Raw genomic sequence first — 654 nt, forward strand, 5'->3', positions numbered from 1 at the left:
CGCCCGCCGACGCCGCGCCCGCCGACGCCGCGCCCGCTGACGCCGCGCCCGCCGACGCGGCGCCCGCGCCGCCCGACGCCGCTCCCGCCCCCGTGGACGCCGACGCCGCCCCCACCCCCGCCGAGGAGGCGATGCGGGCGCGGCTGCTCGCCCGGCTCTCGGTCGATCGCTCGTGGGCCGATCCGGCGGAGGCGGAGCGGCTGGCGCTGGCGGCGGGGGAGAGCGCGGAGGCGTCCGCCGGCGAGCTGCCGCTGCGGATGCGGGCGCAGGTCGAGCTGGCGCTGATCGGCTCGCGCCGCGACCCGGCTCGCGCCCGCGGCCGCCTCGACGCCGCCGACGGGCTCGCCGCGCGTGCCCGCGCGGAGGGCGATCGCGCCGTCGAGCTGGCGGCGCTGCTGCAGAGCCTGTCGCTGCTGGGCGAGCTGGGCCGCGCCGCCGCTGTGCGCGACACGGTCGCGCGGATCGAGCAGCTCGCGAGCGCGCTCGGCGACCACCACGCACTGCGCCTCGCCGCCGACACGCGCCTCGTCGCCGCCGAGCTGGCCGGCGCCGGCTCGGCTCCCGGCTTCGCCCCGCTCGCCGCGCCCAGCCCCGCGATAGCCGACGCCCACGCCGCCGCCGCCCGCGCGACCCGCGGCGCCGCCGCGCCCGCCC

General features: G+C 83.8%; 1 pseudogene. It reads left to right on the plus strand.

Going from position 1 to position 654, the window contains the following annotated elements:
* Window positions 1–654, plus strand: a pseudogene (locus Q7L73_RS28615) (hypothetical protein); the annotation flags it as partial.

The sequence above is a fragment of the Conexibacter sp. CPCC 205762 genome (assembly GCF_030646155.1).
In the GTDB taxonomy this organism is placed as follows: domain Bacteria; phylum Actinomycetota; class Thermoleophilia; order Solirubrobacterales; family Solirubrobacteraceae; genus Conexibacter.